Genomic DNA, 22,945 nt, shown 5'->3' with positions numbered 1-22,945 from the left:
TCTTACGGTGAGGCGACATGACTGAACAACCGGCTGTATTCACGCTGAAGCAGGGCACGCTGCCGCTGCTGATCTCGATTCCGCATGCGGGCACGCACATCCCCGACGACATCGCAGCGACGATGACGCCCGACGCGCGCTTCGTCGACGATTGCGACTGGCATCTGGAGCGGCTGTACGGCTTCGCGGCCGATCTCGGCGCATCGATCCTCGTGCCGTCGCATGCGCGTTACGTCGTCGACCTGAACCGTCCGCCCGACAACGAGAACCTGTATCCGGGGCAGGACACGACGGGGCTCGTGCCGGTCGATACGTTCGACAAGGCGCCGCTGTATCCGGCCAACGCGCTGCCCGGCAACGACGAGATCATGCGTCGCCGCGACCGTTACTGGCTGCCGTATCACGACGCGCTGCAACGCGAGATCGCGCGCCTGAAGGGCGAACACGGCCGCGTGCTCGTGTGGGAAGCGCATTCGATCCGCTCGCACGTGCCGCGTTTCTTCGACGGCCGCCTGCCGGACTTCAACTTCGGCACGTCGAGCGGCGCGAGTGCGGCGCCCGGTCTCGCGGAGGCGCTCGCTGCGCGCGTGCTCGCGCACGGCGGCTACACGGCCGTCGCGAACGGGCGCTTCAAGGGCGGCTACATCACGCGTCACTATGGCGTGCCCGATACCGGTGTCGAGGCCGTGCAGCTCGAGCTGTCGCAGATCACCTACATGGAGGAGACGCGTCCGTACGCGTACGACGAAGCGCGTGCAGCGCGGATCGTGCCGCTGCTGCAGACGCTCGTCGAAACGGCGCTCGCGCATCGCTGAGCAGGGCCGCATGCATGCGGCAGCGCGGCGGGCAGTGCGTTCCGCCCCGTCGGCACATGGCAGGCGAGCCGATGCAATGCACAAAACGGCATCGATCCGCGCGATCGATGCCGTTTTTTTCGTCTGACCGATGGCGTCATCGGCACCTGAAAATTTGACGCAATTTTTCGGTGATATAAGCTGAATGTCAGGAAGTCGTCACGCGCGTACCGGCGGCGAGGCCATCGACGATGGCCGGACTGCGCCGGCATCCGCTGCGAGACATCTTGCTGACGTGTCGCCACGCGGCATAGCGACACGTGTCCTGTCTCCATCAGTCAGTCGAGTACGATCGTGAAAGCCGCCAGCCCTTCGATACGCCGGACGCGAAGTCCGTCGGCGGGCGCGCCGCCTCAGGCCGGGCCGAACCGGCATGCTGATCGCGGCACGCGCGCCACCCCGTTACGCGAGCCTCGCTTCTTCGCCATTTCCCATCGCGGCCCGCGCCGCTTCAATCTCGCGACCGCGCACCTGTCGAGCGCGGTGCAGTGCGACGGCAGCGCATCGTTGTTGCCCTAGCGTCCGCTTCCGTTTTCGCTTCCGTTCCGGGACGCATCGCCCGTTGCCGCAGCATCCGTGCGGCAGGATCGCGCCTGCGCCTGCGCCGCGCGATCGCACGCGCGTGCGACGTACCCGTGAACCTGGATCGTTGCGCGCGCAAGCGTGTCGCGCGCCCTTACCGGAGAGACGTCGATGCGTGAACGCCCGATCGTAGCCGTCACCGCCGACCGCATCCTGCGCGGCGCCCATCCGAACCACACGGCGGGCGAGAAGTACCTCGCCGCCATCGTCGACGGCGCCGGCGCGCTCGCGTTCGTCTTGCCCGCGCTCGGCGCGCGGCAGCCGGCCGACGCGATCGTCGCGGCAATCGACGGACTGCTGCTGACCGGCAGCTATTCGAACGTCGAACCGCATCATTACGGCGGCGCTGCGAGCGTACCCGACACGCTGCACGATCCGGCGCGCGATGCGACCGCGCTGCCGCTGATCCGCGCGGCGATCGACGCGGGCGTGCCCGTGCTCGCCGTCTGCCGCGGCATGCAGGAGCTGAACGTCGCGTACGGCGGCACGCTGCATCAGCGGCTGCATGCGACGACCGGCTTCGACGACCACCGCGAACGACCGGACGATCCGCTCGAACGGCAGTACGGTCCCGCGCATGTCGTGCAGCTCACGCCGGGCGGCCTGCTGCAGCGGATCGCGCGCGGCGCGCAAGAGGCGACGGTCAATTCGCTGCACGACCAGGGCCTCGCGCGCTTGGGCGCGGGGCTCGCCGTCGAAGCGAGCGCGCCCGACGGGCTGGTCGAAGCCGTCAGCGTGCGCGGTGCGCGTGCGTTCGCGCTCGGCGTGCAGTGGCATCCCGAATGGCGCTACGCGGAGCAGCCGCTGTCGCGCGACATCTTCGCGGCATTCGGCGCGGCGTGCCGCGCGCGGATGACGCATCGCCTTCGTGCGGGCGGCGGCGCGACGCCATCGCCGGCCGCATCCGATATCGACATCGACTAACGAGGCCGATCATGCAACCCGAACTGAGCGAATTCCTGCGACAGCACCGCATCACCGAAGTCGAGGCGATCATTCCCGACATGGCCGGCATCGCGCGCGGCAAGATCATTCCGCGCAACAAATTCGAATCTGGCGAATCGATGCGCCTGCCGCAGGCCGTGATGGTGCAGACCGTCACCGGCGACTATCCGGAGGACGGCACGCTGACCGGCGTGACCGATCCCGACATGGTGTGCGTGCCCGATCCGTCGACGATCTGCCTGATCCCGTGGGCAGTCGATCCGACCGCGCAAGTGATCCACGACTGCGTGCACTTCGACGGCTCGCCGGTCGAAATCTCGCCGCGCTACGTGCTGCGCCACGTGCTCGACCTGTACGAGGCGAAGGGCTGGAAGCCCGTCGTCGCGCCGGAACTCGAGTTTTATCTGGTCGACATGAACGCCGATCCCGACTTGCCGCTGCGGCCGCCCGTCGGCCGCACGGGGCGGGCGGAAACGGGTCGCCAGTCGTATTCGATCGAGGCCGTCAACGAGTTCGATCCGCTGTTCGAGGACATCTACGAGTACTGCGAAATGCAGGGCCTCGATATCGAGACGCTGATCCATGAAGTCGGCGCCGCGCAGATGGAGATCAACTTCATGCACGGCGACGCGCTGTCGCTGGCCGACCAGGTGTTTCTGTTCAAGCGCACGGTGCGCGAGGCTGCATTGCGTCACAACATGTATGCGACGTTCATGGCCAAGCCGATGGAAAACGAGCCCGGGTCCGCGATGCACATTCATCAGAGCCTCGCGGACATACGCACCGGGCGTAACCTGTTCGCCGACGAAAACGGCGCCGTGTCGCCGCTGTTCCACAGCTATCTGGCGGGGCTGCAGAAGTACACGCCGGCGCTGATGCCGATCTTCGCGCCGTACATCAATTCGTACCGTCGCCTGTCGCGCTTCATGGCCGCGCCGATCAACGTGCAATGGGGCTACGACAACCGTACGGTGGGTTTTCGCATCCCGCAGTCGAGCCCCGTCGCGCGTCGCATCGAGAACCGGATACCGGGCGTCGACTGCAACCCGTACCTTGCGTTCGCGGCGACGCTCGCTGCCGGCTATCTCGGCATGACGCAACAGCTCGCGCCGACCGAGCCGATCGCATCGGACGGCTACGATCTGCCGTATCAGCTGCCGCGCAACCTCGAGGAAGGCATCTCGCTGATGGCCGCGTGCGAGCCGCTCGCCGGCATCCTCGGCGACAAGTTCGTGAAGGCCTACCTGGCATTGAAGGAAACCGAATACGAAGCGTTCTTCCGTGTGATCAGCTCGTGGGAACGCAGGCATTTGCTGCTGCACGTGTAGGCGTGCGGCGCTGTTTGACGGAGAAAACATGACCGATCGAAACGACGCTTTTCCGCAGTACTCGACCGCCGATTTTCGTGCGCTCGACGCCGCGCACCACATCCACCCGTTCTCCGACATGGGCGCGCTCAACCGCGCCGGCAGCCGCGTGATCGTGAAGGCCGACGGTGTCTACCTGTGGGACTCGGACGGCAACAAGGTGATCGACGGGATGGCTGGCCTGTGGTGCGTGAACGTCGGCTACGGCCGCAAGGAACTCGCCGACGCCGCGTATCGCCAGATCCAGGAGCTGCCGTTCTACAACACGTTCTTCAAAACCACGCATCCGCCGGTGATCGAACTGTCGGCGATGCTGGCCGAAGTGACGCCTGCCGGCTTCAACCACTTCTTCTATTGCAACAGCGGCTCGGAAGGCAACGACACCGTGCTGCGTCTCGTGCACCAGTACTGGCGCGTGCAGGGCAAGCCGCAGAAGAAGTACGTGATCTCGCGCAAGAACGGCTATCACGGCTCGACGATCGCGGGCGGCACGCTCGGCGGGATGGGCTACATGCACGAGCAGATGCCGTCGAAAGTCGAGCACATCGTGCATATCGATCAACCGTATTTCTTCGGCGAAGCGCAGCCGGGCGAGACGCCCGAAGCATTCGGCCTCGCACGCGCGCAGCAGCTCGAAGCGAAGATCCTCGAGCTCGGCGCGGAGAACGTCGCGGCATTCATCGGCGAGCCGTTCCAGGGCGCGGGCGGCGTGATCTTCCCGCCGTCGACGTACTGGCCGGAAATCCAGCGGATCTGCCGCAAGTACGACATTCTGCTCGTCGCCGACGAAGTGATCGGCGGGTTCGGGCGCACCGGCGAATGGTTCGCGCACCAGCACTTCGGCTTCGAGCCGGACCTGATCACGATGGCGAAGGGCCTGACGTCGGGCTATGTGCCGATGGGGGCGGTGGGCATTCATGAGCGCGTCGCGCGCCCGATCATCGATAACGGCGAATTCAATCACGGCCTCACGTATTCGGGCCATCCGGTGGCGGCGGCCGTCGCGGTCGCGAACCTGAAGCTGCTGCGCGACGAGGGGATCGTCGAGCGCGTGAAGACCGATATCGGGCCGTATTTCCAGCGCCGGCTGCGCGACGCGCTGGGCGACCATCCGATCGTCGGCGAGATCGCGGGGAGCGGGTTGGTTGCTGGCGTTCAGCTTGCGCGCGATCGTGAGCGGCGCGAGCGGTTCGATGCGAGTGTCGATATCGGCACGATCTGCCGCGACTTCTGCTTCAACGGCAACCTGATCATGCGGGCGACCGGCGACCGGATGCTGCTGTCGCCGCCGCTCGTGATCCGCGAGGCGGAGGTAGACGAGATCGTCGACAAGGCGAAGCGCGCATTCGATGCGACGGCGGAGCGGGTGGGGCGCGTGCGGTAAGCACGGCACACCTGCGTGCGGAAGGCGCGGCGTCGAATGACGCGGCGCCCGTATCGGGGCGGACACGCGCGCCGCCAAAACGAAAAGGGCCTGCGTCGTGAGACGCAGGCCCTTGAATTCTTTGGTGGGCGCCGTCGCAGGTAAAAGGCGAATCGGGCTCGTTCTTTCGTAGCACCAATGAACAAACTGCCGCTGGTCTAGTGAATTGCCTGTCAACGGTGACAGGTAGGCCGACGTGGCAGGTATGCGAAAATCATGCGCTTGATCCGGGGAGCTACCCATGCCGACATGCCCGAGCTTCTTTGAAGCCTTCCAGACGAACATGACCGCGCTGCATATGCCCGTTCCGACAACGCTTTTCGCGACGGTACAAACGTCGGTTGCGGCTGTCAGTACGATGATGGGGACGCTAAAGGCGCTTGGCCCCGACGCGACGGTGGGCGAAATGCTCGGTGCGACTACGCTAGTCGAAAAGGTCGGTGTTGTCGGCTCGATCCTTGGCAGCGCTTATCTGGGCGCGGTCATCGGTAGCCTGATGGTCGCAACCGATTCGACATTGGCGTGCGGCGCAGGCAAGGGCAACGCGAACACGTCGCTTGCAGTCGCTCGATGGGGCACACGCTATGGGCTGGCGATTCATCCGCTCGTCATGGCGCAAATCCTGCGGCATCCGGAGGTTCTCGCGCCCGGCCCGCATAGCTATTTCGGGTTGAAGATGAACACGGCGATCCGAGGTGCGCGATGAAGTGGATTGCCGACCGCCTACTTCTCATCGGCACGGCGATAGTCTGTTTCGCCGTCGCTTGGGCCATCATCGCCGGAACCGGCGAATGGTTCCCCACCGTCATGATGCTGATCGCGTTCGCAACGCTATGGGGCGATAACGCCCGCCTGCGAAAGCTACTCGAACAAAACGGCATCGATCCGCGACGGCGCAAGCGTTAGTCCTGGGAACGTCGGCGGTGCGCCTTAGCGTGTCGGACAGATGCGGAGCCGGTCGAGATAAGACACCGATGCATCCCGGCTATAGCGGAGTGCGCCTGTGCCAGCGCGACCTTCAGATGTGAACGATACGGAAAGTTCTGTCCCGTCGAATTGCTTTCATAGCATTTCGATTGGTTCCGTATCGCCGGCGCCAGCCCCCGTCCAAACTAGGCGTCGGACACGGCCTTCAGCTGTACCCGTGCGGCAATGGGGCGTTCGACTTCCGGCAGAGATAGGCATTGTCCGAGTCGGGCGAGTGCAAGTAAGAAAAAAGGCCGGTCGCCTGGCAGAATACGAAAGTGGCATCGATGCGGTATTGCGAGCGAATATCGATTGCCCAAGCGGCGCGTTCACTGTTTGCCACATTTCCAACCCTTCGCGGCAGCCGGCAATCCGCTGCTGTTCACGATGCCGTGATGTGTGCCGGCTGTCGCAGGCGATAGCCGGCACCTGACCAAACGAGGTCAGCGAATTGGACCGAAATTTACGGTTGTGTCGTACATGCTGACCAAGCTTGCGATTCCGCCGCTGCCGCACACCTGTACGTGCACGAGGTAGCGCTTACCGACGCGGATGAGGCTGTTCGCGCGTTGTCGGTCGACGTTCGATAGGCGGCCGATGTTCGTTGGCACGGACCATTGGGTTCCGTTCTTGTCAGTGAATCGAAACGTTTCGAGAGTGCCGCCGCTCGGTGTGAACTGGATGCCCTCGACGGTGACGGGCCCGATGAATTGCGTGCAGTTGTCGCCGGGACGGTCGTAAACTTCGTCCATTTCTTCGAGTGCAGCGAGGCGCTCTACGGCCGCCGATTTACCCGTGAGATCCTTTGCTTGCCAGGTCGTGACGAGGCGTGCACGAGCGCTGACTGCTTGCGCGTCGGCGGGCGCCGAGAAGACGATCGCCGCGCTCACGCACGCGGCAAATGCATAGCGTCGAGTTGGAATCACAGCACCCCCGTTGCATTGTTGTTGGTGAGCGCATTCTAGCGTGCTGCTTTATCTCGACGCTTTGACGCGGCACGCGGGGTGATAACGTAGCGACACCGAAAGGCGCTCAATAAAATACCGGGGGCGCTATGTTCCGCAATTTCTTTCTTCGCCGCGCATTGACGGGTGCCGCGAGCCGCTTGGCGCCGAATCCAATCCCTTTATCAGGTCTTCGCACAGTATTTCGTGATTACTACCACGTGGAGAGCACGAGTCGAGGCGGTGACCAGGCGTGGGGCCTGTTGTTGTTCAGGGTTAATTCGCAGGGTGTCGAGGGATTCTGATGGAACGGGACCGCATATGACGAAGCACGGACGGTCCGTTGGTGCGACATTGAAGGTGCGACCGTCGAGTTTCGCTATTACCTGCGCATGCACGAGTTTTTCACCACCTCCCCGATGGAATTCGAATTACGCAACTTGTTCGGGATTTATCGGCTGGTAGTCGCGTTAGATGGATTGCTGCAGCGGTTGTATAACCGGCGATCATCGACGACTGTTGATCGATTGACGGTGCTGAAGCACATTGTTTCGAGGGAGATCGAAGGCCAGCGAGGTGGCGTTGGCGCGATCACATTGGCTACACACCTTCATGGAATGCGCTCGGTCTTTCATCCACGGCGCGACAGACGCTACGCCTATTACGACCTAGTACTCCGTTCACTTGCCGACGAGGGGCTGCTCGAGCGCCGAGACATGATGTTCGTGTTGCATCCGCGCGCGCTGACAGCTTTGCACAATTACGAAAACGAGGAGCGACGGCATAAGACAAATCGCAATATTCAAATTGCTCTTGACATACTGACGGTGCTTTCCGTAACAGCTGCAGCGATTCAAGCGTGGCCCCAAGCGAAAGAGATTTGGACTATGGTTGTAAGTCAAGTTTAAAAGGAAAGGCGCTGCGCAAGTGCGGGCGCTCAGTGCCGTGCGAAAATACCGCACGTAACACATTCATATTAGCGACGGGAGTGCGACTGATGCCGGGGGTGTCTGATGAAGATTTGCTCGATTGGGTAAACAAGGTCTATTACGTGGCGGGTGCGCTCGCTGCCTTCTTTACTGTTGTGACGATAGTTTCGGGCTATATGCAGTTCAAATTGAACGAAAGGATCTCCGAGAGGAAGGATCGCGCGTTAGCCAAGTATCAGTCGGACGCCAGCCTCCAAATCGCCGTTGCCAACGAGAAAGCGAAGGAGGCGGGTAAAAGCGCCGCGGATGCGGTGTTGCGTGCAGCGCAACTTGATAAAGAAACGGCACGACTTACTGCCGAAAACCTGCGCCTGCAGTCGCAATTGATGTGGCGAACTCTGTCGAAGAGCCAAGCTTCCGCAATTCTTGCGGCTGCAATGCCGTTCAAAGGGCAACATTTGCAAATCGTTTCGGTGATGGGCGACGCAGACGGAAAGCAATTCGGTCAGCAGATAGCTCAGGTGTTACGCGATGCAGGCTGGCAATGCGGTGATTCCGATGTCTATCAAGCGATGTTCAAGCAGATTCCGACAGGCGTGTCTGTTCACCTCAACCCAATCCATACAGGAGCGGGTGAAACACCGCCGGCGGTGCTTCAACTTGTAGCCCTGTTAAGTAATGTGCACGTCATTTCGCGTATGCAGGCGGTACGCAATGATGAAGTGCCGCCTAAGGCGATTCGGATTCTAGTAGGCGTGAAGGAGCCGTTTCAGTCAGGTCTCACCGGCCGCTAACACGATGTCAAGCAGACCTGTACATGTCGTAAAGGGTTTCATAACATACTGATTTTGTTGCAATTTTTCTTTCGCGTGCCCTGTGCTGAACCCGTCGACCCAAACAACGTTGACAGCCCGAATGCATGGGGCGGTAAACCGCTCGCAGTGGTGGTTTTCTTCGTCTGAGATTACGCATCTTCTATGGGTGGCGCGAGTGGAGATGCTTCGGCCTGCCGGGTTCCGTATGCCCCGGTCTGTCAACTCCGCTTGTCGCTGCCCACCCCGTTTGACAGCGGGGCGATGCGATCGCATACGGAGCCCATCATGACGTTCCACGTTTCCGAGAACGCTTTCCATATCGGTAGTATTCCTGATCAAATTTCGGTGTCGTCACGTGACATCGCGACAATCCATGCACTGCAGGGCGAACTCCGGACGTGCATCTACGCGCTGCGCGGTGCGCTCGAGCAGAAGATCGTCCTCGATACCGTCCCAGGCGCTGAGTGGTTTTGGCAACGGGCCGAGGCAGCAACCGACGAACTCGACATCGCGATCAACAAGGCTATTGGCTGGGACTGAACACGTGCGCGCCTCGCCGGAAAGGGCGGGGCGCTGTTTGTCGTGATCGACCTCGAAGGAAGGGCCATGCCCTACGTATTGAAGACTTTCAAGGCGGGTGTGGCCGCCGGCCGCGACCTGGTGCTGTGTGACGACTTGCTCGATCTGCTCGCGGATCGAATCGCGAGCCGTGTTGCGGCGCGGCTGCGCGAGCGGCCGCCGACACCGGCGCATCGACAGGAGCAGCGGAACCCCGCCGCGCCAGTGACGCCGCAGCTGCACACCGACCGGTTATATCGCGTTGCCGATGTGATACAGCAATTGGGCGTCTCGAGGGCGACCGTCTACAACTTGGTGCGCGCTGGCCGGCTTGAACTCGTGAAGATCGGCTTGGCACCAGACACCTCGAAGAAGAAGTGTGACAAGAATGTGGCAACAATCCGGTTGGGCGAGAGGCCACTTAACGAACATTTCGCCAAGTGCTGGCCCGGAAAGCAAGAAGGGCCGGCGATTGCCGGCCCTTCGAATCTTTGGTGGCGGTACTTCCCTGAAATTGCCTGTTACAAGCCTTTTCAAATATGGACGTGGCCGGCCATCAGGAGCAAACGTACCCCCAGAAATACCCCCAGATGACGATAGTTGCCGGGTCTTACACAAGTGGTTTTCAGCCGTGCCCATGTCGTGCTCGTGGTCGTTTCGCGTGGGGCGCAATTTTCCCGTCGAGCGTGCGTTATGTCCCCGAATCCGCTAAATTGTCTATTGCCTTCGCCTAGCTCGACGGAGCGAACGCCGGCCCCTTCACCGGCCCGGCGGAGGTTCCAGCTAATGAAGGCCGCGCAAGAAGGGTGTGATATGGCGAAAGAGGCGAACTGGATCGGCCATTCATCGGCGCAGCGTCGAAAACGGCGCGATGGTACTTACGAATATCTCGATCCGCAAAATCAAAGCATTGCCATCATGCTCGGCGTGTCGGCGTTTCATCCGGAGAGCGCTTTGTTCGCAGGCGCAAATCTGTGGGAGGTAGATGGGTTCGTCGAGCGAATGGAAACGATCGCGGCTCCCGATGCAGAAATGTTCCGCGAAGCGCTCAACAAAATTCGGGAACGCTTCAAGAAGGATGATCTGTGCGGGAACATCCACGAGAGCGAGGCGTGGGACTCGCTGCGCGCCCATGCTGCGATCATCAATGTTGGGATGCGCGCGTGCCAGAACGACGACATTTCGATTCTTGCGCCTGCGAGCGAGCACGCTCGCAAATCAAATGGACGGAAGCTGACCGAAGCACAGCGCGACGAAATTGTGCAGCGGGCAAGGCAGGGTGAGACGCACCGGAAGTTGGGGGATGAGTTCGGTGTATCTCACCAATACGTCAGCACGCTATGTGCCAAATATGCCCCAAAGAAGGTCGCGTCACCGTTTCCGGGCGCGGCAACCAAGCAGCGTTAGTTGCCACCATAGTTGCCGCGACTAGGCGCATAGCCTTATCCAGAAATGCGCCGTGATAGCGGCGTGACTGCCAAGAGTTGCCATGTTTAGCGTTGGCTCCGTGTTCCGGGAATGGCCCGGAACGTTCTTGCGGAGCCTCAAATGGCTGAGATCAAACAGGCGCTTGTCCGCCGCAAGCAGGTCGAGATTGAAACCGGCCTGCCCCGTTCCTCGATTTACGCAAAGATGCGCGCGGGCACGTTCCCGCAAAACGTCCGTATTGGCGCTCGCTCGGTCGCATGGCGTCGCGCTGACATCGATGCGTGGATTGCTGATCCCGCCAGTTTCCGCGCGGAGGTCTAACAAATGACCTGCTTTCGCCGCGACCGTGTGCCGTCCGTCACCGACGTGCTGGCTCACCTGCACCTGCACCCCTCAAAGCCGAACGGGTCGGGATACGCGCAAATGCGTTGTCCGATCCACGGAGAGACGCATCCGAGCCTTTCGATCCATCTTGTGCGCGGTAATTGGCGTTGCTTTGCTTGTGGCGCGACCGGCGGTGACGTGTTGGAACTGTTCCGCCGCGCGCGCGGGCTGACGTTCGTTGCAGCAGCCCGCGAGCTGGGCATGTGGGAGGCGAAATGAGCGAATCAACCGAGGAGCTGATTTTGACCGATGCGGATTACAGGACGGCAGCCGGCCGTCTGTTCGACTTCAAGAAGAGCGAGGGCTTTGTACCCGTCGGTCTGCATTTGTATCGCCAATCGGACGGCTCGATCCTTTACGGCCGCGTGCGAATGCACAAGCCGGACGCTAGCGGCGGCCACGAAAAATTCGTTCGCCCTTTCTGGAATGACGGCACGGGCTGGAAGCATGGCGAGCCGAAACAGGACGGCGGGAAGCTGTTGTACGGATTGCACAACCTGAGCGCGAATCCGAACGTGCCGGTGCTCGTTGCCGAGGGCGAGCAAAAGGTCGACGCGCTGACCCGAATCGGCGCGGGCCGGTTTGTTGCAGTCACGTCCGGCGGAGCGACGAGCGCGGACGGGGCGAACTGGTTGCCGCTCGCTCGCCGTCACGTCATCCTGTGGGCGGATCACGACGCACCTGGCGCGAAGTACGCTGAGGACGTGGCGGCGAAGCTCGTACCGCTGGGCTGTTCGGTGGCACGCATCGACGTGGCTGCGCTTGGCCTGCCGGCAGCGGGCGACGTGATGGACTGGATCGTCGCGCTCGGCCGGCAACCGAGCGCGGATGATGTTTTTGCTCTGCCGAAAATCATCACCGAGTTGGAAAACGCCGGTACGTCGGTTGCGACGCAGATCGCTAGCGATGCGCCTGCCGATGAGGCTGTACCCGCTAAATCGGACGATGAGGCCATTGCTTGGCTCGCGGCGCTACCGCCGATGCAGTATGACCGCGTGCGCAAGGACGAAGCAGGGCGCTTGAACGTGCGGCCCGCGACGCTCGACCAGATGGTGAAGGCGGCACGCGGCGAGATCGAAATTGACAACGCCGTGCCGTTTCAGGACGTTGAGCCGTGGCACGAGCCCGTCGACGGGGGCGCTCTGCTGTCCGAGATGGCGCACACGATCCGCCGTTTCATCGTCTGCGATTCTGAGACGGTAACCGCCGCCGTACTGTGGTGTGTCGCTGCGTGGCTGGTCGATCACGTTAGCGTCTGCCCGATTCTGCTCATCAATGCTCCGGAAAAGGCGTGCGGCAAGACGCAATTCCTCACTGTTGTTGGTCGCATGGTGCCCCGTCCGGCGCAGGCGGCGAGCATTTCGCAGTCGGTCTTGTTTCGTATGGTCGAAAAGTATCAGCCGACGTTACTCGTGGATGAAATTGAGACCGTGCTGACGAAGGATGCCGACGACTTGCGCGGCTTGATGAACGCAGGGCATACGCGCGATTCGGCGTTCGTCTGGCGCAGCGTGGCCGTGGGCGATGACTTCGAGCCGAAGCGCTTCAACGTTTTCGGGTTTAAGGCGCTCGCCGGTATCAATGCCGACCGGCTGGCGGAAACGATCACGAGCCGCGCCGTGGTCGCGCAGATGCGCCGCAAATTGCCGCACGAGACGGCGGAGCGCTTGCGCCATACGGAACCTGGCCTGTTCGACGCGCTGCGTGCGAAGCTGGCGCGATGGACGGAGGACTATGCCGAAGCAGTTCGCACATCCCGTCCCGAATTGCCCGATGCGCTCAGCGACCGCGATCAAGACAATTGGGAGCCGCTGTTTGCGGTCGCCGATCTGGCCGGGGGGAATTGGCCCGAAGTGGCTCGCGGCGCTGCACTCAAGCTTTGCGGTAACGGGGCCGTTGCACAAAGTTCCGGGGCAGAATTGCTCGCGGACATCCGGGATGTATTCGAGACGCGCAAGACGCGGCGTATCTCGTCCGCCGACCTGTTGGGCTATTTGAGCGACGACGAAGAAAAACCGTGGGCAACTTGGAATCGCGGCAAGCCCATGACACCCCGCCAGCTATCCGAGAAACTGTCCAAATACGGCATCACAAGCGCAAATATCAAGTTCGGCTACGCCGATGTCCGAAAGGGCTACCGCGCTGAGCAATTCGACGAAGCATTTTCTCGCTACCTGTCCGCCGCCCCGGATTTATCAGCTACCTCGCTACCTTCCAATGCTGGCGTGTATTTGCCGGTAGCGGAAACGGAATCGGGTAGCGCTACCGAACACGCTTCCGCTACCGCCAAATCCTTGTTGGTTAAGGCCGGTGGCGAAGTAGCGGCAAAAACGGGGGATTCGTCAGAGAACGAAAAGAGCGTGACCGACGATGATGGGGAGGGCGTATGAGTAGCGTTGCGCAGATTTTGGGCAAGGCGGAATCGCTTGGTGTTCGCCTTCGGCTCGACGGTGAGATCGTGCGGATGAACGGCCCGAAGGACGCGCGCGATGCGATCCGGGCAGACGTGATCGCGCATAAACCGGAAATCGTCGCGCACCTTCGCGCCGCCGCAGACGACGCCGAGCCGATCCCCGCCGATTGTGTCGGCGCGCTCCACGATCCCGACGGCGGGCTGTATTTGCCATGGGGACCCAGACTGTCCGCTCAGGATGTCGATCAACTGCGCGCCGAGGTGATCAATCTGATCGAGCAGCTTGCTCATGTCGAGGGATGGGCGTCGGCGCGGCGCGACGATGTGCTGACGCGAGCGATACGCGGCCCGCTGGCCGACCTGCTACCGAACCTCGCTTATTTCCGCGAACGACTCGACGCGGCATACGCGGAAGCCGCCGCGTGCGCCGTCCTAGATCGACGTACCTAGCGGACGGACGGCTTCGTGATCGGTATCCGGCATGAATTTCGGAGAATGGAGAATCCATGACACTCAACGCGATATACGCACGCATTGCGGCAGTAGCTGACGCGCCGCTAGACGACGATCCGAATCCGGTGATCATGCTCGCCCGAGTGGTGGACGTGCTGACGCGCGACGACACCAGCGACGAAGCGCGCTCCGCTCTTGAATTCGTGGCGGCGCATGTGATCCGCGCATGCTGGTGGGCAGCGCAGCATGACGCGAGTCTGGGTCTAGGCGGCATCTACGATGCGCCGTCGGTATTGCTCGCGCAGTTCCGTCGGGAACTGGCGGACGCGGCACGGGTGCGCGAGATTCTACGCGTACCGCGCGCGGGCACGGACGGAGTGGGCTGTGATTGACGCGTTGATCGGCGGCACGGTGTACGGCAAGCCGGGTGAATGGACTGCCCCGAGCGGTCGCCGGTTCGTCACGGCAAAAATGCGCGTATCCGTTGGCAATGGCGACGCGCTTTTCGTTAACGTGATTGCTTTCGACGAAAATGCCAAGACCAGCATTGCTGGCGCTCGATGACGGCGACTCGGTCGCGCTGGCCGGCATGCTGACGCCGAAGGTTGGGACCGATCTGCGCGGCGAGGCTAAACTGGCGCTCGATGATATGGTCGAGCATGCAGTGCTCACGGCTTACAGCGTGAAGCGCAAGCGTGCCACTATGCAAGGTGGTAGCAGAGGCGACGAAGACTGGAACGATCGCCCGCCGATAAACGAGCCCGGCAGGCGGCGTCTTGCGACGGCGTCTGCCGTTTCCGATACCGCCTTTTTTACCCGACGGCCAAATGAGGGCCCCCGCAACACCATGCCGAAATTAATCGGGCAATCAAGACCCAAGCCGCTTTTACCGATGGAAGTGGCGTAGTTGCTTTTAGCGTCATCGAATCAAGCCCGCTAAGCACTGCGTCAAGTGGCGAGTGCGCGACTGGAGGGAGTATAGTCGTCGCGCATTTATCGCGTTTTTCACATCGTTGCGTCGATACGCACTTACTAATGAGTTCGGTGCAGCCAAGGCGTTCGGTCCAAAATTTACTAAAGGCTCTGCGCTCATCACATAAATCAGCGCAACGGATGTCCTTCTTGAGTTGGACAAATGGCCAGATCTCATCGCAATGATGAGCTTCGTACACGTCCAATCGCTCTGTTATGGTTTTGTCGCCTTGAAACACCTTTCGAAGAAAATCAAATGGTATAAGATTTTCTATCGAGCAGACGGGAAGAACATATGATTCAGCGAGTGCAGACGGGCGAATTCGATCGCTTGCTTCTACTTTGCTTGCTGTTTCGCCAGGGCTCGCTCCCGGAAAGCGTCGATCACTATCGACAATGCAGAGGCACAAACGCTCGGCGGTACCTTTAATGTGGTCGTAGACGTCACCTGTGGTATTTCCCCCACCATTGTAAGGCTCAAAAGCGACAGTTCCCAGTGAATTCAATTCACCATTAAGTTCCTCGGTGATGAATCTATAAAAAATCGCATCATCCAAATTTTCCACTAGAAGATATGGTTTTTGCAACAATGCCGAATTGACGCTGTTAGCCGGAACCTTGATGAGTCTTTGGTTGCCTATTTTTTCATGCGATATTTCGGAGAAGTCGCCGATCAAAAGTTTTACGCATGCAATTTCCGCAAACTCGGCCAGTTGAGTCGCGCGATTGTAGATGTGTTTTAAGGCCTGCTTGGTCCTTCCACTGAGCGCCGCGCCGATCGAAAGTAGATGGTCCGCGACGTCACGATCAGAAAAGACAACGTGACAACCCTCCCGGTTTGCGTTGGCAATGATATCCAAGGCGATCGCAAGCGGGTGCTCGTCTGTGAGGTCGCTCTGAATATTTTTAAGCGATTCGTCTAATTCGATTATCATTTTTATGCGGGCTCAAAAAATCCATGGGGCCAATTCTTTAGATAACCTTTATCGGAAAATGTTGACTGTCTGATCTCTGTTGGCGAGGAGACCGATTGTTTCTCAAATATGAGAACCGAAGCGTCATCCGCGGGGATTTTTTTCTTGCTTATTAGGGCTCCGAGCCTATTTACGAGATATTCGCTATGTGTCTCGACGATAACGCGCAAATCGATTCCCATCGTGCGCGCAGCGACGACCGCATCGACAAATACATTCGCTAGCTGGGCTTGCAACCGAGGATGCAGATGCAATTCTGGCTGTTCGATTGCAAATATCACGGGCGCCGATATTCGACCACTTTTTCGATTCGATCTAATATTTTGTACCGCCCAGAGTTGAGCCAAGATGGGGAACATTTGAGAGAATCCAAATCCAGTGTCAGCGATATTGAAATCCTTCGCAGTCTCATCGATCGATCGCAACATCAAGGAAAGATGCCCGCCCTGCTCTGGAGATATTTGAATTGAGACGCCAAAAAATTTTCGTGTCCACTCAGCGAAACTGTGGCGCTCCTCGATCGACATATTGTCTAGGAACAACGCGAAATTTGTGCCGCGCGGGTCGAGTTCATTAACCGCCAGCCCCTGCTTCCGATAGTATCGCTCCGCACTGGCTCGCAGCGGTGTAATATATTTCATGTTTTCGAGAGAAAACGAGAAATAATCGAAAATATAAGCAGTAAGCTCCGGAAAGCGAAAGCCAATCACCAGATTCTGCAGCTCCACGAACGCTGGTGACGCTTCCGTCCAACTGTGCGCTGCCCGTCGCCATTTGGCGTCGCCGATATCTGTCGATTTTACCGTGCGGAGTAAGTTATTGAACGGGGTTTTAAGTAGCCTATACAAGACCTCATAATGCCGCTCGTCGCGCGATCGTCCATCCATGCGTGAGGCGATGAATGCCAAAAGAGTGGTTTGAAAAGTTGTCTTTTTGCGCGCCTCATCGAGCGTTTCCGGCGAGCTGAATCGAGTGAGCGTGGGAATTGGTCCATTCCATTCTCTAACCCCGATCCAATCTCGCATCAGATTTAAGCTATTTCGTCCATTTATTTCGAATCTCTCGAAAATTCCATCGGAGCTTAACTTAAACTCAATCACATTCCGATCGAATTTAAATTCGTATCCGAAGCTTTCTCGAGAGTCACCATCTTTCCCGGAAAATTCTGTTATGGTGACGGTGAATTCAGTGTCGTGCTGGTCTTTTGGGATCGGCCTATTAATCGATACGGCGCGAGTCTGTTGAAGAAGTGTATTTAATGGCAGATCAAATTTTACCAAAACCGACACTTTTTCTGTTTCCGAAAACGTTGATAATGTTTCGGAAAATCCGCCAAAATCAACAAGTTCGCCGACCCAAAGAAACGGCTCCCGCGCACGAACCCCTAAGGCCTGCTTGAATAGTGCGAATGTTCTCAAAAATGTGCTTTTGCCTGAACTATTCTGCCCAAGTAAGAGTGTGATCGGCGCCAAGTCAACCACCCCCGTTTCCTTTAAACTTCTTATGTTGGTCAGGCCTAAGCTCTTCATTTTTGGTTTCTGCCCTTTAAATATTTCTAAGTCGTTACGCGTAGATCATGCGCGACCGCCGGACATGTTGGCAATGTAATCGGCATACGCCTTGGATATTACGCGGGGCGATTGCCGAAGACCAGTAGGAGCCAGATCATATCTCCCCGTTGGCGTAAGGCGGCCCACGTTTACCCGAGAGCGCCCAATGTCCGGGCAGCAGGTGCAGCGGGGAGAGGGCAATCGGGAAGATTGCGTTAGATTCGCCTGTTCGGATTCGCGGGTACACGCGCGGCGACCGCGCGCGGCACGAAGGGACTTATTGCGGGCGTTTTAAGCGGTCGGCATATGCGTCGACACATTGCCCCCTTAGTCGACACGCTCGGGGCTTGCTGACGGGCTTTGCGGGAGGTCTGCGCGGCCGCGTGAGGATGGGTAGGGGGTAAGCAATCTCTAGCGTGACCGTCCCGTTGACCGTGGCGCAACGCGAATTTTTGCAACGCCAGCGCCAAAACCATTTTTAGGGAGCGAATCATGCCGCAGAAATCGAACGCCGCGAAGGCGCTTTCGGGTACGTTGCGTGCCGACCGGCTTAAGGGCATCGCGGCCGATCAATTGACCGTCGCGCCGCCACCGCCGGACGGCATGTCATCGCGTGCGGCTGCGGAATGGGACCGCGTCGCGCCGCTCGTCGTGAGCTTGGGTCTGTTGAGCGCTTCCGACCTACGCGCGCTCGAACTGCTTGCCGAAACATTGGCAACGGAGGCGCAGTTACGCGAGACGCTGGACCGTGAAGGGTTGACGATTGCGACCGGGACGGGCGGAAGCAAGGCGCATCCGGCGCTGCGCGCGCTGAGCGATGCGCGCGCCCAAGCGGCCCGTTTGCTCGATGCGTTCGGCCTGAGCCCGCGCGGTCGGCAAGCTATCGACGCGCCGCCGCCGTTGCCGGCCGACAATCCGTATGCGGCGTTCGTTAAGCCGGCGCGCGGGCAGGGACGATAGCGCGCGGCTACCGTGTCGCAGCGTTAAACGGGATGACTTCGGCACCTGCCTTGAGTCGGTCGAGATAGTCCGCCCATTTCTGCATCATTTCGCGACGCTGAGGAAGGAAGGTCGTTCGGTTGTACGCGCGTCCGAGCGGGTCTTTCACGGTATGGGACAGTTGTGATTCGATCACCTCGACCGCGACACCGAGCACTTCGACCATGATGGTGCGTGCCGTCGCCCGGAAGCCGTGGCCGGTGACTTCGGTGCGCGTATCGTAGCCGAGCCGGCGCAGCGCGGCATTAATCGTTGCCTCGCTCATTGGTCGATTCCGGTCGCGTGCCCCGGGGAATACATAACGGCCGCCGCCGGTCAACGCGTGCAATTCGTGAAGGATGGCGACGGCCTGATTCGGCAGCGGCACGATATGCGCTCCGCCGTCCATCTTGTCCGCCTTGTTGCGTTTCATGCGTGCGCCATCAATTTCCCACGTCGCGTTGTCCAAGTCGATTTCCGACCATTCGGCGGCGCGCAGTTCGCCCGGGCGACGGAATAGCATCGGCGCGAGCTTGAGCGCGCACTGAACCGGAAACGTACCGCCGAAACCGTCGAACGCACGCAACAACTCGCCGACCTTGCCGGGGTCCGTGATGGCCGCGAAATGCTTTTGCTGGATGGGTGGAAGTGCTCCCCGAAGGTCGGCCGTTACGTCGCGTGAAGCACGACCGGTTGCGACGGCATATCGGAATACTTGGCCGCAGTTCTGTTTTGCCCGGTGGGCCGTGTCGAGCGTTCCGCGTGCTTCGATCCTGCGGATAACGTCGAACACCTCGGCTGGCTGAATTTCAGCGATAGGGCGCTTCCCGATCCAAGGGAACACATCATTCTCGAAGCGGGCGATGATCTTACTCGAATGGCTCGTTGCCCATCCGGGCGAATGCTTGTTGAACCATTCGCGCGCGACGGCTTCGAAACTCGTCGCGGCCGCGAGGCGGGCGGCGCGTTTGTCCGCCTTTTTCGCTTCGCTGGGATCGATGCCTGCCGCCAGCTTCTCGCGGGCGTCATCGCGTTTCTTGCGTGCCGCTTGTAGCGATACATCCGGATAGACGCCGAGCGCGAGCAATTTTTCCTTCCCGGCGATTCGGTACTTGAACCGCCAGTACCGCTGTCCGGCCGGCGTGACGAGTAGGAACAGGCCGCCACCGTCAAACAGCTTCTGCGGCTTGTCGCCGGCCTTGGCGTTCCTTATTGCGATGTCGGTGAGCGGCATGGGGGTATCTCCGAACGGAGGCGCTGCGTGTTGCGACGCATACCCCTAAAAATACCCCCACATACCCCCGGCTGCCGTTGGCGTTTTCCGGAATTCCCGGGAATAAAAAAACCCGCTAAGCCTTTCAGCTAAGCGGGTTTCGGGATGTTCCGAGAACACCCCGGAATATTCTTTGGTGGGCGGTACTGGGATCGAACCAGTGACCCCTGCCGTGTGAAGGCAGTGCTCTACCGCTGAGCTAACCGCCCAAAGAAGAATCAAATTATGTCAGAGCTTTTGGGGTTCGTAAAGCCCTTTCTGCAAATTTTTTCAAATAGCCGCAAGCACCGGTTCTCAGGCCGCATGCTCAGCCCGCGAGCGCCGGCAGCGCGTCGATCGATGCGCGCACGTAGCCGGCAAAGCGCAGCGCGACCGGTTCGGCGGTGCCGCTGCGTTTCAGCGCGAGCGTGCGCGATTCGAGCGACGCGTCCTTCAGCGGCACGAACGCGAGCCGGTCGCTTTTCGCCTGCTGCAGCACGCGCGGCACCAGCGCGATGCCCATCCCGAACTCGATCATCGACAGGATCGTCTGCCACAGCCGGGCCTCGTGGCGGATCAGCGGGCTGAATCCCGCGTTCACGCACTGCGCGATGATCAAGTCGTGATAGTGCGGCGCGGCGTCGCGCGGAAACAGGATGAACGGTTCCGTCGCGAGCGCGGCGAGCGCGATCTGCCGGCGCCGCGCGAGCGGATGCGCGGCCGGCAGACAGCACACGAACGGCTCCGCATAGACGGGCGCCGATTCGACGTCGGGCGGAAAGCGGCCCCAGTGCGCATAGCCGAGATCGATCTGGCCGCGCTGGATCGCCTGCACCTGCGTGTGCGTGTTCATCTCGCTCAGCACGACTTCGACGCCCGGATAGTCGGCCTCGAAGCGCCGCACCGCATCGGGCAGCCCGCGATACAGCATCGAGTGGACGAAGCCGATCCGCAGCCGGCCCGCGAGGCCCGATGCGGAGCGCACCGTCAGGCGCTCGGCTTCGGTCGCCTGCAGCAGCAGCCGGCGCGCTTCGCCGAGCAGCACCTCGCCCGCGTTGGTCAGCGCGACCGTCTTGTTGGTGCGCGAGAAGAGCTGCACGCCGAGCGCGTCCTCGAACTTGCGGATGTCGAAACTCAGCGCCGGCTGCGAGATGAACAGGCGCTTCGCCGCGCGCCCGAAATGCAGCTCCTCGGCGACCGCCACGAAGTAGCGCAACTGCCTCAGTTCCACGGTGTCTCCTCCCGGCGTCGGCATCGATAAGCGATATCTATCGTACCGGATAAATCCTGTATTGGACGCTTATCGACCGCACGCCTACGCTCTTCGGAAGGCTTGACGCAGGACCGGCCGGGCGTTGCGGCACGCGGCCCGGGCACCTGCGCAGGCAATCCAGGAGACGCACGCATGAACGACACCGCTCGCACGCCGGACCCCGGCGCATCCAATATCCCCGACAGCCGGGGTCTCAATTTCTTCACCGTCGATCCTGATCTCGGCGCGTTGCTGAAGCTGCATCTCGGCGACGCGCACTATGCCGAACTCGAGCCGCGGCTGCGCGCGCTCGGCGCGCGCGTATCGGGCGAACTCGACGAATGGGCGTCGCGTGCGGACAAGCATCCGCCCGTGCTCGAGCATCGCAACCGGCGCGGCGAGGCCGTGCAGCGGATCGACAAGGATCCGGCGTACGTCGCGCTCGAACGTGTCGCGTATGCGGAACTCGGGCTCGCGTCGCTGAGCCATCAGCCCGACGCGGTGCCGCCGCTCGTCAAGTACGCGCTGACGTTCCTGTTCGTGCAGGCGGAATTCGGATTGTGCTGCCCGGTCAGCATGACCGATTCGCTGACGCGCACGCTGCGCCGCTTCGGCGATCCCGAGCTCGTCGCGCGCTACCTGCCGAGGCTCGCGTCGCGCGACTTCGACACGCTGTATCAGGGCGCGATGTTCATGACCGAGCAGGCGGCGGGCTCCGACGTCGGCCGGATCGCGACGCGCGCGACCCGCGAAACCGACGCGCACGGCGAGACCGTCTGGCGCCTGACCGGCGACAAGTGGTTCTGTTCGAACGCGGACGCCGATCTCGCGATGGTGCTCGCGCGGCCCGACGGCGCGCCGGACGGCATCAAGGGTCTCGCGCTGTTCCTGCTGCCGAAGACGCTGCCGGACGGCACGCGCAACCGCTACCGGATCGTGCGCCTGAAGGACAAGCTCGGCAGCCGTTCGATGGCGAGCGGCGAGATCGCGCTCGAAGGCGCGCAGGCCTACCTGATCGGCGAGATCGGCCGCGGCTTTCACCAGATGGCCGACATGATCAACATGTCGCGTCTGTCGAACGGCGTGCGCGCGGCCGGGCTGATGCGGCGCGCGCTGAACGAAGCGCTGCACGTCGCCGCGCATCGCGACGCGTTCGGCCGCAAGCTGATCGAGATGCCGCTGATGCAGCGCCAGCTGATGAAGATGCTGCTGCCGGCCGAGGCCGCGCGCGCGATGTTCATGCAGATCGCATTGCTGCTGCCGCACGCGGATGCGGGCGACGAGCAGGCGGCGCGCTGCGTGCGGATCCTGACACCGCTGATCAAGTTCCGCGCCTGCCGCGACGCGCGCCGCGTGACGGGCGACGCGATGGAAGTGCGCGGTGGCACCGGCTATATCGAGGAATGGAGCGACGCACGGCTCGTGCGCGACGCGCACCTCGGCTCGATCTGGGAAGGCACGAGCAACATCGTCGCGCTCGACGTCGCGCGCGCCGCGCAGCGCGAACATGCGCTCGACGCGCTGCGCACGTTCCTCGGCGATCGTCTGGGCGCGGCGCCGCTGCCCGACGCGAGCCGCACGGCGCTGCGGCGCATTCTGGCGCGGGCGTGCGATGCGCTCATGCGGGTCGCCGACAAAGGCGACGACGCGCGCGTGCGGCAGGCCGCGTCCGCGCTGTATTACGCGAGCGCGGCCGTGCTGATGGCCTGCGAGGGCGCGCGGCTCGCGCCGGATTTCAGGCGTCTCGCGCTCGCGCACCTGATCGTGCGGCACAAGCTGCTGCCGGTCGATCCGCTCGCGCCGGCATCGCTCGACGATGAATCGGCCGCGTCCGATGCGCTGCTGCGTGGCACGCCGGTGCCGCTCGACATGGCGCTCGACCTGCTGCCGGAGGTCGAACGATGAG

General features: G+C 61.2%; 24 protein-coding genes and 1 tRNA gene. 19 read left to right on the top strand and 6 right to left on the bottom strand.

What is annotated here, in order from left to right; all coding sequences use genetic code 11:
• Positions 1 to 17: 17 nt before the first annotated feature.
• From hutG to JYG37_RS13205, 6 genes are all read left to right on the top strand, one after another.
• Complete coding sequence (gene hutG / locus JYG37_RS13230; protein WP_006478347.1) at positions 18 to 815, top strand: N-formylglutamate deformylase; 798 nt, start codon at positions 18 to 20, stop codon at positions 813 to 815.
• A gap of 732 nt (positions 816 to 1,547) precedes the next feature.
• Complete coding sequence (locus JYG37_RS13225; RefSeq protein ID WP_050017982.1) at positions 1,548 to 2,360, top strand: gamma-glutamyl-gamma-aminobutyrate hydrolase family protein; 813 nt, start codon at positions 1,548 to 1,550, stop codon at positions 2,358 to 2,360.
• Positions 2,361 to 2,371: 11 nt separating this feature from the next.
• Complete coding sequence (locus JYG37_RS13220) at positions 2,372 to 3,709, top strand: glutamine synthetase family protein (RefSeq protein ID WP_050017981.1); 1,338 nt, start codon at positions 2,372 to 2,374, stop codon at positions 3,707 to 3,709.
• A 28-nt stretch (positions 3,710 to 3,737) separates the two neighbouring features.
• The gene (locus JYG37_RS13215) at positions 3,738 to 5,132 is read left to right on the top strand and encodes an aspartate aminotransferase family protein (RefSeq protein WP_213345476.1); all 1,395 of its coding nucleotides are present in this window, start codon (positions 3,738 to 3,740) and stop codon (positions 5,130 to 5,132) included.
• 280 nt (positions 5,133 to 5,412) lie between these two features.
• A complete protein-coding gene (locus JYG37_RS13210; protein ID WP_176016047.1) occupies positions 5,413 to 5,877 on the top strand; it encodes a hypothetical protein in 465 nt (154 codons plus the stop codon).
• Positions 5,874 to 6,077 carry a hypothetical protein gene (locus JYG37_RS13205; RefSeq protein ID WP_124557644.1) on the top strand — a complete coding sequence of 68 codons (204 nt, stop codon included), beginning with the start codon at positions 5,874 to 5,876 and terminating at the stop codon, positions 6,075 to 6,077. The genes JYG37_RS13210 and JYG37_RS13205 overlap by 4 nt, the downstream gene beginning before the upstream one ends.
• A 503-nt stretch (positions 6,078 to 6,580) precedes the next feature.
• Here JYG37_RS13205 and JYG37_RS13200 read toward each other — a convergent pair.
• Positions 6,581 to 7,027 (bottom strand): hypothetical protein, encoded by a 447-nt coding sequence (locus JYG37_RS13200; protein ID WP_213345475.1) that lies wholly within the window; start codon positions 7,025 to 7,027, stop codon positions 6,581 to 6,583.
• A 446-nt stretch (positions 7,028 to 7,473) separates the two neighbouring features.
• Here JYG37_RS13200 and JYG37_RS13195 point away from each other — a divergent pair, with 446 nt between their 5' ends.
• The 11 genes from JYG37_RS13195 (at position 7,474) to JYG37_RS35070 (ending at position 14,625) form a co-directional block, all read left to right on the top strand.
• A complete protein-coding gene (locus JYG37_RS13195) occupies positions 7,474 to 7,989 on the top strand; it encodes a hypothetical protein (RefSeq protein ID WP_124631434.1) in 516 nt (171 codons plus the stop codon).
• A 98-nt stretch (positions 7,990 to 8,087) separates the two neighbouring features.
• Positions 8,088 to 8,804 carry a hypothetical protein gene (locus JYG37_RS13190; RefSeq protein ID WP_124631433.1) on the top strand — a complete coding sequence of 239 codons (717 nt, stop codon included), beginning with the start codon at positions 8,088 to 8,090 and terminating at the stop codon, positions 8,802 to 8,804.
• A gap of 306 nt (positions 8,805 to 9,110) precedes the next feature.
• Positions 9,111 to 9,365 carry a hypothetical protein gene (locus tag JYG37_RS13185; RefSeq protein WP_124631432.1) on the top strand — a complete coding sequence of 85 codons (255 nt, stop codon included), beginning with the start codon at positions 9,111 to 9,113 and terminating at the stop codon, positions 9,363 to 9,365.
• Positions 9,366 to 9,407: 42 nt separating this feature from the next.
• A complete protein-coding gene (locus JYG37_RS13180; protein WP_249745994.1) occupies positions 9,408 to 9,977 on the top strand; it encodes a helix-turn-helix transcriptional regulator in 570 nt (189 codons plus the stop codon).
• Positions 9,978 to 10,169: 192 nt separating this feature from the next.
• Positions 10,170 to 10,790 (top strand): helix-turn-helix domain-containing protein, encoded by a 621-nt coding sequence (locus tag JYG37_RS13175; protein ID WP_213345472.1) that lies wholly within the window; start codon positions 10,170 to 10,172, stop codon positions 10,788 to 10,790.
• Positions 10,791 to 10,931: 141 nt separating this feature from the next.
• Complete coding sequence (locus tag JYG37_RS13170) at positions 10,932 to 11,132, top strand: helix-turn-helix transcriptional regulator (RefSeq protein WP_060112473.1); 201 nt, start codon at positions 10,932 to 10,934, stop codon at positions 11,130 to 11,132.
• A gap of 3 nt (positions 11,133 to 11,135) precedes the next feature.
• A complete protein-coding gene (locus JYG37_RS13165; protein ID WP_213345471.1) occupies positions 11,136 to 11,414 on the top strand; it encodes a CHC2 zinc finger domain-containing protein in 279 nt (92 codons plus the stop codon).
• Positions 11,411 to 13,585 carry a DUF3631 domain-containing protein gene (locus JYG37_RS13160; RefSeq protein WP_213345470.1) on the top strand — a complete coding sequence of 725 codons (2,175 nt, stop codon included), beginning with the start codon at positions 11,411 to 11,413 and terminating at the stop codon, positions 13,583 to 13,585. The genes JYG37_RS13165 and JYG37_RS13160 overlap by 4 nt, the downstream gene beginning before the upstream one ends.
• Positions 13,582 to 14,058 carry a TubC N-terminal docking domain-related protein gene (locus JYG37_RS13155; RefSeq protein WP_213345469.1) on the top strand — a complete coding sequence of 159 codons (477 nt, stop codon included), beginning with the start codon at positions 13,582 to 13,584 and terminating at the stop codon, positions 14,056 to 14,058. The genes JYG37_RS13160 and JYG37_RS13155 overlap by 4 nt, the downstream gene beginning before the upstream one ends.
• A 56-nt stretch (positions 14,059 to 14,114) precedes the next feature.
• The gene (locus JYG37_RS13150; protein ID WP_105786309.1) at positions 14,115 to 14,453 is read left to right on the top strand and encodes a hypothetical protein; all 339 of its coding nucleotides are present in this window, start codon (positions 14,115 to 14,117) and stop codon (positions 14,451 to 14,453) included.
• Positions 14,446 to 14,625 carry a hypothetical protein gene (locus JYG37_RS35070; protein ID WP_244099271.1) on the top strand — a complete coding sequence of 60 codons (180 nt, stop codon included), beginning with the start codon at positions 14,446 to 14,448 and terminating at the stop codon, positions 14,623 to 14,625. Before JYG37_RS13150 ends, JYG37_RS35070 begins: the two co-directional genes overlap by 8 nt.
• A 248-nt stretch (positions 14,626 to 14,873) precedes the next feature.
• Here the strand turns inward: JYG37_RS35070 and JYG37_RS13140 are convergent, their stop codons facing one another.
• Together JYG37_RS13140 and JYG37_RS13135 are read right to left on the bottom strand one after the other, a co-directional pair.
• Positions 14,874 to 15,968 carry a hypothetical protein gene (locus JYG37_RS13140; RefSeq protein ID WP_213345468.1) on the bottom strand — a complete coding sequence of 365 codons (1,095 nt, stop codon included), beginning with the start codon at positions 15,966 to 15,968 and terminating at the stop codon, positions 14,874 to 14,876.
• Between the two features lie 2 nt (positions 15,969 to 15,970).
• The gene (locus JYG37_RS13135; protein WP_213345466.1) at positions 15,971 to 17,536 is read right to left on the bottom strand and encodes an AAA family ATPase; all 1,566 of its coding nucleotides are present in this window, start codon (positions 17,534 to 17,536) and stop codon (positions 15,971 to 15,973) included.
• A gap of 513 nt (positions 17,537 to 18,049) precedes the next feature.
• Here JYG37_RS13135 and JYG37_RS13130 point away from each other — a divergent pair.
• Positions 18,050 to 18,517 carry a phage terminase small subunit P27 family gene (locus JYG37_RS13130; RefSeq protein WP_213345465.1) on the top strand — a complete coding sequence of 156 codons (468 nt, stop codon included), beginning with the start codon at positions 18,050 to 18,052 and terminating at the stop codon, positions 18,515 to 18,517.
• Between the two features lie 7 nt (positions 18,518 to 18,524).
• On the opposite strand, the gene JYG37_RS13125 is transcribed toward JYG37_RS13130, so the two are convergent.
• From JYG37_RS13125 to JYG37_RS13115, 3 genes are all read right to left on the bottom strand, one after another.
• A complete protein-coding gene (locus JYG37_RS13125) occupies positions 18,525 to 19,769 on the bottom strand; it encodes a tyrosine-type recombinase/integrase (RefSeq protein WP_213345463.1) in 1,245 nt (414 codons plus the stop codon).
• A 173-nt stretch (positions 19,770 to 19,942) separates the two neighbouring features.
• A tRNA-Val gene (locus JYG37_RS13120) sits at positions 19,943 to 20,017 on the bottom strand.
• Positions 20,018 to 20,115: 98 nt separating this feature from the next.
• Complete coding sequence (locus tag JYG37_RS13115; RefSeq protein ID WP_050013031.1) at positions 20,116 to 21,018, bottom strand: LysR family transcriptional regulator; 903 nt, start codon at positions 21,016 to 21,018, stop codon at positions 20,116 to 20,118.
• A 174-nt stretch (positions 21,019 to 21,192) separates the two neighbouring features.
• On the opposite strand from JYG37_RS13115, the gene JYG37_RS13110 reads away from it, so the two are divergent.
• Entirely contained in the window at positions 21,193 to 22,944 is a 1,752-nt protein-coding gene (locus tag JYG37_RS13110; RefSeq protein ID WP_124631430.1) for an acyl-CoA dehydrogenase family protein, read from the top strand.
• Position 22,945: the final 1 nt, after the last annotated feature.

Origin of the sequence: Burkholderia sp. LAS2 (assembly GCF_018417615.1) — a bacterium.
Classification (GTDB): domain Bacteria; phylum Pseudomonadota; class Gammaproteobacteria; order Burkholderiales; family Burkholderiaceae; genus Burkholderia; species Burkholderia sola.
Note: the sequence above shows the minus strand (reverse complement) of the source record. Positions and strands in the feature narration are given on the sequence as shown.

What these genes read in the sequence shown, in the direction of transcription:
- hutG (WP_006478347.1), top strand. Translation starts at nt 18, where the DNA reads ATGACTGAACAACCGGCTGTATTCACGCTGAAGCAGGGCACGCTGCCG.
- JYG37_RS13225 (WP_050017982.1), top strand. Translation starts at nt 1,548, where the DNA reads ATGCGTGAACGCCCGATCGTAGCCGTCACCGCCGACCGCATCCTGCGC.
- JYG37_RS13220 (WP_050017981.1), top strand. Translation starts at nt 2,372, where the DNA reads ATGCAACCCGAACTGAGCGAATTCCTGCGACAGCACCGCATCACCGAA.
- JYG37_RS13215 (WP_213345476.1), top strand. Translation starts at nt 3,738, where the DNA reads ATGACCGATCGAAACGACGCTTTTCCGCAGTACTCGACCGCCGATTTT.
- JYG37_RS13210 (WP_176016047.1), top strand. Translation starts at nt 5,413, where the DNA reads ATGCCGACATGCCCGAGCTTCTTTGAAGCCTTCCAGACGAACATGACC.
- JYG37_RS13205 (WP_124557644.1), top strand. Translation starts at nt 5,874, where the DNA reads ATGAAGTGGATTGCCGACCGCCTACTTCTCATCGGCACGGCGATAGTC.
- JYG37_RS13195 (WP_124631434.1), top strand. Translation starts at nt 7,474, where the DNA reads ATGCACGAGTTTTTCACCACCTCCCCGATGGAATTCGAATTACGCAAC.
- JYG37_RS13185 (WP_124631432.1), top strand. Translation starts at nt 9,111, where the DNA reads ATGACGTTCCACGTTTCCGAGAACGCTTTCCATATCGGTAGTATTCCT.
- JYG37_RS13175 (WP_213345472.1), top strand. Translation starts at nt 10,170, where the DNA reads ATGAAGGCCGCGCAAGAAGGGTGTGATATGGCGAAAGAGGCGAACTGG.
- JYG37_RS13170 (WP_060112473.1), top strand. Translation starts at nt 10,932, where the DNA reads ATGGCTGAGATCAAACAGGCGCTTGTCCGCCGCAAGCAGGTCGAGATT.
- JYG37_RS13165 (WP_213345471.1), top strand. Translation starts at nt 11,136, where the DNA reads ATGACCTGCTTTCGCCGCGACCGTGTGCCGTCCGTCACCGACGTGCTG.
- JYG37_RS13160 (WP_213345470.1), top strand. Translation starts at nt 11,411, where the DNA reads ATGAGCGAATCAACCGAGGAGCTGATTTTGACCGATGCGGATTACAGG.
- JYG37_RS13155 (WP_213345469.1), top strand. Translation starts at nt 13,582, where the DNA reads ATGAGTAGCGTTGCGCAGATTTTGGGCAAGGCGGAATCGCTTGGTGTT.
- JYG37_RS13150 (WP_105786309.1), top strand. Translation starts at nt 14,115, where the DNA reads ATGACACTCAACGCGATATACGCACGCATTGCGGCAGTAGCTGACGCG.
- JYG37_RS13140 (WP_213345468.1), bottom strand. Translation starts at nt 15,968, where the DNA reads ATGATAATCGAATTAGACGAATCGCTTAAAAATATTCAGAGCGACCTC.
- JYG37_RS13135 (WP_213345466.1), bottom strand. Translation starts at nt 17,536, where the DNA reads ATGAAGAGCTTAGGCCTGACCAACATAAGAAGTTTAAAGGAAACGGGG.
- JYG37_RS13130 (WP_213345465.1), top strand. Translation starts at nt 18,050, where the DNA reads ATGCCGCAGAAATCGAACGCCGCGAAGGCGCTTTCGGGTACGTTGCGT.
- JYG37_RS13125 (WP_213345463.1), bottom strand. Translation starts at nt 19,769, where the DNA reads ATGCCGCTCACCGACATCGCAATAAGGAACGCCAAGGCCGGCGACAAG.
- JYG37_RS13110 (WP_124631430.1), top strand. Translation starts at nt 21,193, where the DNA reads ATGAACGACACCGCTCGCACGCCGGACCCCGGCGCATCCAATATCCCC.